Below are 8,345 nucleotides of genomic sequence, written 5' to 3' on the forward strand. Positions count from 1 at the left end.
GCGGCGATCGCGATGTACACGCCGATCGTCCACGCGGCCTGGAACTGATTCATCAGCGATTCGGCGATCATCGGGGCGAAGGCCCCGCCGAGGATGGCGCCCAGCGCGTACCCGATCGAGACGCCCGAGTACCGCACGTTCGCAGGGAACATCTCCGCATACAGAGCCGCCTGCGGGCCGTACGACAGGCCGAGCGCGAAGGTCATCACGAACAGCGCCACGAAGTACCAGAAGATGTTCGCGGTGTCGATCAGGAACCACATCGGCACTGCCCAGAGGGCCAGGGCGATGTACCCGATCTGGAACGTGCGGACGCGCCCGAGACGATCCGACAGGTGCCCGCCCCAGAGCGTGAAGATCAGCCACCCGAACGAGGCGAGCGTCGTGGCCAGCAGCACGGGAGGCCGCTCCATGCCGAGAGCGGTGACGGCGTACGTGGCGAAGAAGGCGATGAGCAGGTAGCCGGCGGCGTTGTTGCCGATGAAGATGAGCGCGGTGAGCACGACCTGCTTGGTGTTCTTGCGGAACAGGCGGCCCAGCGGCGCCGAGGCCTCCTGTCGGCGACGGCGGAGATCCTCGAACACGGGGCTCTCGTCGACCGCGCGCCTGATCACATAGCCGACGGCGATCAGCACGATCGACAGCAGGAACGGGATCCGCCACCCCCACTCGAGGAACGCCTCGGGCGACATCGAGCTCGTCAGCACCCAGAGCGTGGCCGTCGCGAGGATCATGCCGATCGGGACGCCGATCTGCGGGAATGCGCCGAAGAGTCCCCGTCGGGTGGTCGGCGCGTGCTCGACGGCCATCAGCGCCGCTCCGCCCCACTCCCCGCCTGCCGAGAACCCCTGCAGGATGCGCAGGACGATGAGCAGGATGGGTGCGGCGACTCCGATCGCGGCGTATGTCGGGAGCAGTCCGATCAGCGAGGTCGACAGACCCATCATGACGAGAGTGAAGACCAGCATCTTCTTGCGCCCCAGCTTGTCGCCGAGGTGCCCGGCGATGATGGCTCCGAGTGGACGGAAGAGGAAGGAGATGCCGATGGTGGCGAAGGAGAGGACCTGTGCGAACCCCTTGTTCTCCTCGGCGATCGGCGCCAGGAAGAGCGGGGCGAGCACCAGGCCCGCGGCCTGTGCGTAGATGAAGAAGTCGTACCATTCGATCGAGGTGCCGACGAGTGTGCTGGCGAGGACGCGTCGCTCCTCGGCGGGCATTCGCCCTGTCGAGGTGCGAGCAGAGACTGCTGACGTCATGAGAACTCCGTTGTTCTGCGATGGGGGACGAGCGACGGCGGGTCGCGTCGCTGCACTTACCGAATGATCGGTCAGTAAAGGTCGAGCGTAGCGCATGAGGGACCTCTGCGCCCATATGCAGTCATCGGCATGCGGTAGCTCTCGGTCGGGTATCGATAGTTCGAAGAGCCTCGTGCAGCGCCGCGTGTCGCTCTATGCTCCCTCTGACGCGACTCGTCGTCGCCAGGGACGAACCGGAGATCATCATGGGACGAACAGGCGCGCGACGAATCGGGTTCGTGATCGGAATCGTCGGGATCGGAGCACTCGCCGCGCTCACCGCATGCGCGCCGTCTACCCCGACATCCCCGTCGCCCACGCCGTCGATGGCACCGACGACCTCTGCGCCCACCCCCTATGAGGGCCCCATCGTGTTCGTCGGCGATGAGCTCGACGCTTTCGCTCCTGCCTCGGCGGAGATCGTCGATTCGGTGCCGGACGCGACCGACGTCGGAGCGCTGTCGCCGACGCTCGCCCAGGTGTCGGACGGCGGTGGCGCGGTCTCGACCCCGGCGATCTGTGATGCGCTGTACGCGGAGCAATCGCTCGGTGCCGTCGGGGCGCGGACGGTCGAGTGGAAGGTGCCGACCGATCCGCGGTACGGGTTCGGCCGGCTGCTGGTCCTGCAGTTCGCGGACGAGGCGCAGGCGCAGACGCGGATGGATCAGCTGCTGCAGGCGGCCTCTCAGTGCGCCGACTTCACCAGAGAGGGGCCTGCGACTTTCGACGCGGTGGTCCCTGCCGAGTCCGAGGGCGTCAGTGCGTTCGCGGGAACCCTCACCGACGTCGGACTCGACTGGCAGTCGTTCGACGCCTTCGCGTCCACCGGCAACGTGATCGTGCACCTGTGGCAGCCGTTCACCGGAGACCGTTCCTTCGACGCCGAGGCGACAGCCCTTCTGCTGCAGTCCCGAGCCGTGCAGGCGAAGACAGCGCTCGTGGAGCGTCTCACCGCGGATCCGCCACAGGCCGAGGTAGACCCGTCGGGTGACCCAGGACCCGTCTGGAGCGAGTGGCAGATCGGCGTGGGCGGTGTCGGGCCGATCCGCCTCGGAGACGAGGTGGAACGGGCGCTCGCCGGTGCTGGAGCCGCTCAGACCGTCGACCCCGAGTACGACGGTGGGCCGTGGACCTTGATCGACGACGACGGAGCGGGGTCGATCCTCGTCCAACCGGCAGAGGGCGCCGACGCCGTGTGGTCGGTGACGGTGGGCAATGAACGGAGCCTCGATGAGTCGCCCCAGAACGGTGCGGCGTTGCCGGCTCGTGGTGACATCCGTGTGGGCGCACCCGTCGCTGACGCGATCGCGGCCTTCCCGGGCGGCACGACTGTCGACGTCGCCTCGTCGGGGGACGACTACTACGCGGTCACGACCCGAGATGGGCAGGTCTTCCGCTTCCAGTCGGATCGGGATGTCGCAGACGATGGCGCGATGGTTGTCGGGATCACGGTCGAGGATGCCACGGCGCGCATGGCGATCCGGTTCGACTGACCGTCTCGATGGCCGGTTCCCTCGCGGCGATCACACTCGCCCGAACGCGCGCAGCGGATGCTCGATCAGCTCGGTCACGCGCCGGAGGAAGCTCGCAGCGTACCCGCCGTCGCACACACGGTGATCGAACACCAGCGACAGCTGCGCGATGCGGCGAGCGACGACCTGACCGTCGGCGACCCACGGGCGCTCGATGATGCGGCCGATACCGAGGATGGCGACGTCGGGGTGATTGATGATCGCGGCCGAGCCGTCGACCCCGAGCCCGCCGTAGTTGTTCAGGGTGAAGGTCGAGCCGCGCAGGCGCTCGGGGGGCATGGCCCCCGAACGGGCGGTCGCAGTGAGGTCGCGCAACGCCGCGTCGAGTTGCTCGATGGAGAGTTCGTGCGCACGGGGGATGACGGGCACCAGGAGTCCGCGGTCGGTGTCGGCAGCGACGCCCAGGTTGACGCCGTCGAAGGAGATCAGCTCGGATGCGTCATCGCTCAGTCGGGAGGCGAGGACAGGATGCTCGTCGAGAGCGAGAAGGACGAAGCGCGCGATCAGAGCGGTGATGGAGGGCGCCCTGCGTCCTTCCGGCGCCATCTGCGACCGCAGTTCCCACAGCTCGGTCGCATCGACGTCGACCCAGACCGTCGCTTCGGGGATCTCGGAGCGACTGCGAGTCAGCCGGGCGCTGACTGCCCGGCGCAGCGGCGACAGGCGCTCACGGGAGGCGACGGACAGGCCATCGAGCGTGTCCGTGCCCGTGCCCGTGCCCGTGCCGGTGCTCATACGCGTGCTCATGCGCGCATCACGGTGCTGGGCGGTGGCTCCGACGACGGCGTCGTCGACAGCGGCAGCGAGGACATCGGCGCGCGTGATGGCGCCGTCATGTCCCGAGGGGACGATCGCGTGCACGTCGAGTCCCAGATCGCGTGCCAGGCGCCGGACGAGAGGGGAGCGGACCGCGACAGGGCCCTTCGCTCGAGCATCCTGCGCCCGATTCTCAGGCACGGGCGTCTCGCTGAGGGCCGTCTCGGGGGTCGTCTCCGTCCGTGAGGGCGAGGGCATCCTTCCGGAGGCCGCTCGCGGACGGCGGCGTCCTGACCGGCCCCGCGCTGTGGTGCCGTAGCCGATCAGGACGTTGCCGGAACCGGCACGTTCCTCTTCGCGGTAGGCGTCGTGCTCGACGGCGGTCGAGGGGTCCTTGCCGCTGGAAGGGGCGCTGTCCGCGACCTCGAGCACGGGTGCGCCGACGTCGATGGTGTCGCCGGGCGCACCGTGCAGCGCCGTCACGACTCCCGCGAACGGCGACGGCAGCTCGACGATGCTCTTGGCCGTCTCGACCTCGGCGATCGCCTGATCCGTGACGATGCTGTCGCCCACAGCGACGAGCCACTGCACGAGGCCCGCTTCGGTCAGTCCCTCACCGAGATCCGGCAGGCGGAAGACATGAGTCGTCAGCGCGGTCATGACGCACCTTCTTCGTGCTCGGCGTCCTCCCAGTGCAGCGAGTCGATCGCGTCGAGGACGCGGTCGACATCGGGCAGGTGCCAGTGCTCGAGCTTCGGCGGCGCGTACGGGATGTCGAACCCGGTGACTCGACGCACCGGCGCCTCGAGGTACTCGAAGCACCGCTCGAAGACACGGGCCTGGATCTCGGAGGCGACGCTCACATAGCCCGGCGCCTCGGCGATCACGACGGCTCGCCCCGTCGACCGCACCGCGTCGGTGACAGTCGCGTCGTCGAAGGGCGACAGCGAGCGGACATCGATGACCTGCACGCTGCGTCCTTCGGATGCGGCGACGTCGGCGGCCTCCAGCGCCAGAGGCACGGCCGCGCCGTAGGCGAGAAGTGTGACATCGGTGCCTTCGCGCGCGATGCGGGCGGTGCCGATGTCGGCGGCGACCGCCGTGTCGACCTCGCCCTTCGTCCAGTACAGCTTCTTGGGTTCGAGGAAGATCACGGGATCCGGGGAGGCGATGGCTGCGCGCAGCAGCGAATACGCGTCCTGCGGCGTCGACGGGCTGACGACCGTGAGTCCGGGGGTGTGTGCGTAATAGGCCTCGGACGAGTCGCAGTGGTGTTCGACACCGCCGATTCCGCCGCCGAAGGGGATGCGGATGACGATCGGCATCCGCACCGCGCCGCGCGTGCGGTTGCCGAGCTTCGCGACGTGGCTGACGATCTGCTCGAAGGCCGGCAGAGCGAACGCGTCGAACTGCAGCTCGACGACGGGACGCATGCCGTTCATCGCCATGCCCACCGCTGTGCCCACGATGCCCGACTCTGCGAGCGGGGTATCGAAGCAGCGGTCCTCTCCGAACCTCGCGGTGAGGGCGTCGGTGATCCGGAAGACCCCGCCGAGCGCTCCGACGTCTTCGCCGAAGACCACGACGTCGGGATCGGTCTCGATCGCGTCGGCGAGTGCGAGGTTCAGTGCGGCGGCCATGCTCATGGTCGACACCGTCGTCGGGTGCTCCTCCACGCGGACGTCGTCGTGTGCGATGGTCATCGGGTACCTCCTGGTGCAGCGTCGGCGGTCCGTTCGATCTCTCCACGCAGCATCTGCCACTGTTCCTCGAGCTGTGGCGACCGCGTCTCGGTCACGAAGCGGAAGAGATCTTCGGGGTCGATGTCGGCATCCGCATTGAGCGCCTCCCGCATCGCCGTCGCGGTATCCTCGGCGGCGGCCGCGTACTCCGCCTCGAGCTCGGGTGTGAGTGCGCCGGTGCCGGTGAGGTGAGCATGCAGGCGGGTGAGCGGGTCGCGCGCGACCCAGGACTGCACCTCGGCGCGCTCGCGGTAGCGGGTGTCGTCGTCGGCATTGGTGTGCGCCTGCATCCGATAGGTGTGTGCTTCGACCAGGCTCGGTCCGCCGCCCGATCGGGCGCGGTCGACGGCCTCGCCGAGCACGGCCAGGACCGCTGCGACGTCGTTGCCGTCGACGCGTTGGCCGAGCATGCCGTAGCCGATCGCCTTGTGGGCGAGTGACGGTGCCGCGGTCTGCCTGCTGAGGGGGACGGAGATCGCGAATCCGTTGTTCTGCACGAAGAAGACGACGGGCACGTGGAAGACCGCGGCGAAGTTCAGCGCCTCGTGGAAGTCGCCCTCGCTCGTGGCGCCGTCGCCGCAGAGGGCGAGGACGACGGTGTCTTCACCTCGCCGCTTCGCCGCGTAGGCGAAGCCCACGGCGTGCAGCAGCTGCGTCGCGAGGGGAGTGGCCTGAGGGGCGACATGGTGGGAGCGGACGTCATAGCCCGAGTGCCAGTCTCCCTTGAGGAGGACGAGGGCCTCAGCGGCCGGGACGCCGCGCTCGATGACGGCGACCGAGTCTCGGTAGGTGGGGAAGAGCCAGTCGTCGGCGGCGAGAGCGAGCGCTGCACCGACCTGACAGGCCTCCTGGCCGTGCGACGAGGGGTAGACGGCGAGGCGGCCCTGGCGCACCAGGGCGCTCGCCTGGTCGTTGATGCGTCGGCCCTCGACGAGCCCGCGATACGCGGCGAGAAGGGTGTCGGTGCTCGGCAGGACGAACTGGTCGTCAGCCGTCGCCGTGCCGGAGGCATCGATCAGCTGCACGGGTTCATCCCGCGGCAGGAACCGTACCTCACGTCGTTCGTCGCTCATCCGTTCGCCCTCCTTGCCGAACCCGATGACACGAGCATGCGCTCACGGCGGCAATCGTCCAAGGGCTGGCCGAGAATCCTGAACGACTGAGGTTCTGGTGGTGATCCTGCGTGCAAAGTGTCAGAATTCTGGCACCGGACGAAGGGGTTCCAGAATCATGCTCGATGACACCGATCACGCCATCCTGCGCGAATTGCAGCGCGATGCCCGAGCGTCCATGACGGCGATCGCCGAGGCGGTGCACGTCTCTCGAGCGGGAGCTCACGCGCGCATCAAACGGCTCACCGATGCCGGGGTGATCACCGGCTACACCGTGCGCACCGACCCGGTGCGGCTCGGCCACCACGCGAGTGCGTATGTGACTCTCGCGATCGAGCAGGCGACGTGGCAGGAGGTGAGTGCGCGGTTGCGGGCGATCCCCGAGATCGAGCACATGGCCCTGGTCGGCGGGGACTTCGACGTCATCCTGCTCGTTCGGGCCAGCGATGCGCGCGATCTCCGTCGCATCGTGCTCGAGGACATTCAGGCGATTCCGTCGATCCGCTCCACGAGGACCACGCTCATCTTCGAGGACTTCGCGCTGATCTGATCTGACCTGACCTGACCTGACCTGACCTGACCTGACCTGACCTGACCTGACCTGACCTGAGCTGGGCTGCCCTGCCGTCGTGGCTCGGCGCCATGAGGGCATCGGAGGAGATCGCCGTTTCAGAAGGGCGGTGGATGGTCGTCGGGATAGGAGGTCGTGTTCTGAGGTGGTGGGGTGTCGAGGTAGGTGCGGCCGGTGGGACTCGTCCAGGCATAGGTGCCGTGGCCGAGGTGCTCGACCTGCCAGGGTGTGTGGTGTTTGAGCGTGTGGTGTCGACGGCAGAGGTCGCTGAGGTTCTCGAGGGTGGTGGGTCCACCGAGGGCGTGGTCTCGGGTGTGATCGAGATCGCAATCGCGGGCGGGGTGTCCACAGGTCGGGAATCGGCAGTGCTGATCGCGGCTTCGGAGGTGGCGCGTGAGCGCTGCGGTGGGGCGGTACGTGTCGGTGGCGAGCAGCGCACCGGTGTGCGGGTGAGTGAGGATGCGGATCCACGCGGCCGCGGAGCCTGCGAGCAGGCGTGCGGTGGCCGCGTCGACGGGGATGCATCCGTCGAGCTCGGCAGGAGTCGTGTCTACGCCGAGGAGAGTGGTCACCGGGACGGTGATCGCGACGGTCGGGGCGATACTCGCGAGCATCCTGTCGGGGGTGTCGTGTCCGACAGGGGTACCGGTCAGGAGCAGGTCGAGGGCGATATCGCATCGCCGTTGATTCAGGGAGCGCGCATCCTGCACATCCGCGGTACCGGCACCCGTGGCACTCTCCGCAGCGCGGTTTGCGGCCGCGGCGGTGTGCGCCATGGCGGTGATGCGAGCGAGCGCACCATGTACGAGGGCCGCGGGACCCAGGATCACGAACTCCGCCATCCCGTCGGGACGGTCACGCACCCACGCCCTGCGGTCGCGGCGGGCATCCGTGTGTCGTTCGTCGATCGAGCGGGGCTGGAATCGTTCTGCGATCCGTCGGGCCAGACGCGTCGTACGACCCGTCGTCGCGGTCTGGGCGAACTCGATCATCTGCTCCGCATACGCGTCACGATCGGCCGGGTCGTCGAGGTGCGCTCCCGCATCGAGGATCCCGCGCACGTGCCAGGCGCTGAGGACGCCAGCTCCCTGCGCACGCCACAGGCGCGGGAACCGCGACACGAGATCTTCTGCCGCGATCATGCGCCGTTGCACCGTGCGGTCGCTGACCCGCAGTGCGGCGGCGAACTCCGCCGACACCGTTCGCGCCGCCAGCTCACCCGCCTCGCGAGCTGCTCGATCCGCGTCCCGGCCGCCGGCGTCTCCAGCCGACGCAGCCGTACTCTCCGCCATCTCGGTGGCGATCTGCGCCCCGAATGCCAATAGCCCATCCCGCAC

7 protein-coding genes are annotated in these 8,345 nt (G+C 68.5%); 2 read left to right on the forward strand and 5 right to left on the reverse strand.

Features of this window, described 5'->3' with window-relative positions; translation table 11 throughout:
* Positions 1 to 1,256, reverse strand: a 1,256-nt coding sequence (locus RTM68_RS15130; RefSeq protein WP_312172454.1) for an MFS transporter, incomplete at its 3' end; no start/stop codon positions are given.
* A 365-nt stretch (positions 1,257 to 1,621) separates the two neighbouring features.
* Here RTM68_RS15130 and RTM68_RS15135 point away from each other — a divergent pair.
* The gene (locus RTM68_RS15135) at positions 1,622 to 2,788 is read left to right on the forward strand and encodes a hypothetical protein (RefSeq protein WP_312172457.1); all 1,167 of its coding nucleotides are present in this window, start codon (positions 1,622 to 1,624) and stop codon (positions 2,786 to 2,788) included.
* Between the two features lie 30 nt (positions 2,789 to 2,818).
* Here RTM68_RS15135 and RTM68_RS15140 read toward each other — a convergent pair whose 3' ends face one another.
* The 3 genes from RTM68_RS15140 to RTM68_RS15150 are packed head-to-tail and all read right to left on the reverse strand — an operon-like array spanning position 2,819 to position 6,398.
* The gene (locus RTM68_RS15140; protein ID WP_312172460.1) at positions 2,819 to 4,243 is read right to left on the reverse strand and encodes a dihydrolipoamide acetyltransferase family protein; all 1,425 of its coding nucleotides are present in this window, start codon (positions 4,241 to 4,243) and stop codon (positions 2,819 to 2,821) included.
* Positions 4,240 to 5,286, reverse strand: coding sequence for an alpha-ketoacid dehydrogenase subunit beta (locus RTM68_RS15145; protein WP_312172461.1), 1,047 nt, complete (start codon positions 5,284 to 5,286; stop codon positions 4,240 to 4,242). Before RTM68_RS15145 ends, RTM68_RS15140 begins: the two co-directional genes overlap by 4 nt.
* Positions 5,283 to 6,398: a thiamine pyrophosphate-dependent enzyme gene (locus tag RTM68_RS15150; protein ID WP_312172462.1), complete on the reverse strand. Its 1,116-nt coding sequence runs from the start codon at positions 6,396 to 6,398 to the stop codon at positions 5,283 to 5,285. The genes RTM68_RS15145 and RTM68_RS15150 overlap by 4 nt, the downstream gene beginning before the upstream one ends.
* A 157-nt stretch (positions 6,399 to 6,555) precedes the next feature.
* Here RTM68_RS15150 and RTM68_RS15155 point away from each other — a divergent pair, with 157 nt between their 5' ends.
* Positions 6,556 to 6,987 carry an Lrp/AsnC family transcriptional regulator gene (locus RTM68_RS15155; protein WP_194765164.1) on the forward strand — a complete coding sequence of 144 codons (432 nt, stop codon included), beginning with the start codon at positions 6,556 to 6,558 and terminating at the stop codon, positions 6,985 to 6,987.
* 119 nt (positions 6,988 to 7,106) lie between these two features.
* On the opposite strand, the gene RTM68_RS15160 is transcribed toward RTM68_RS15155, so the two are convergent.
* A partial coding sequence (locus tag RTM68_RS15160; RefSeq protein ID WP_312172465.1) for a DUF222 domain-containing protein occupies positions 7,107 to 8,345 on the reverse strand: 1,239 nt, incomplete at its 5' end.

The organism is Microbacterium sp. (genome assembly GCF_031988965.1).
Classification (GTDB): Bacteria; Actinomycetota; Actinomycetes; order Actinomycetales; family Microbacteriaceae; genus Microbacterium.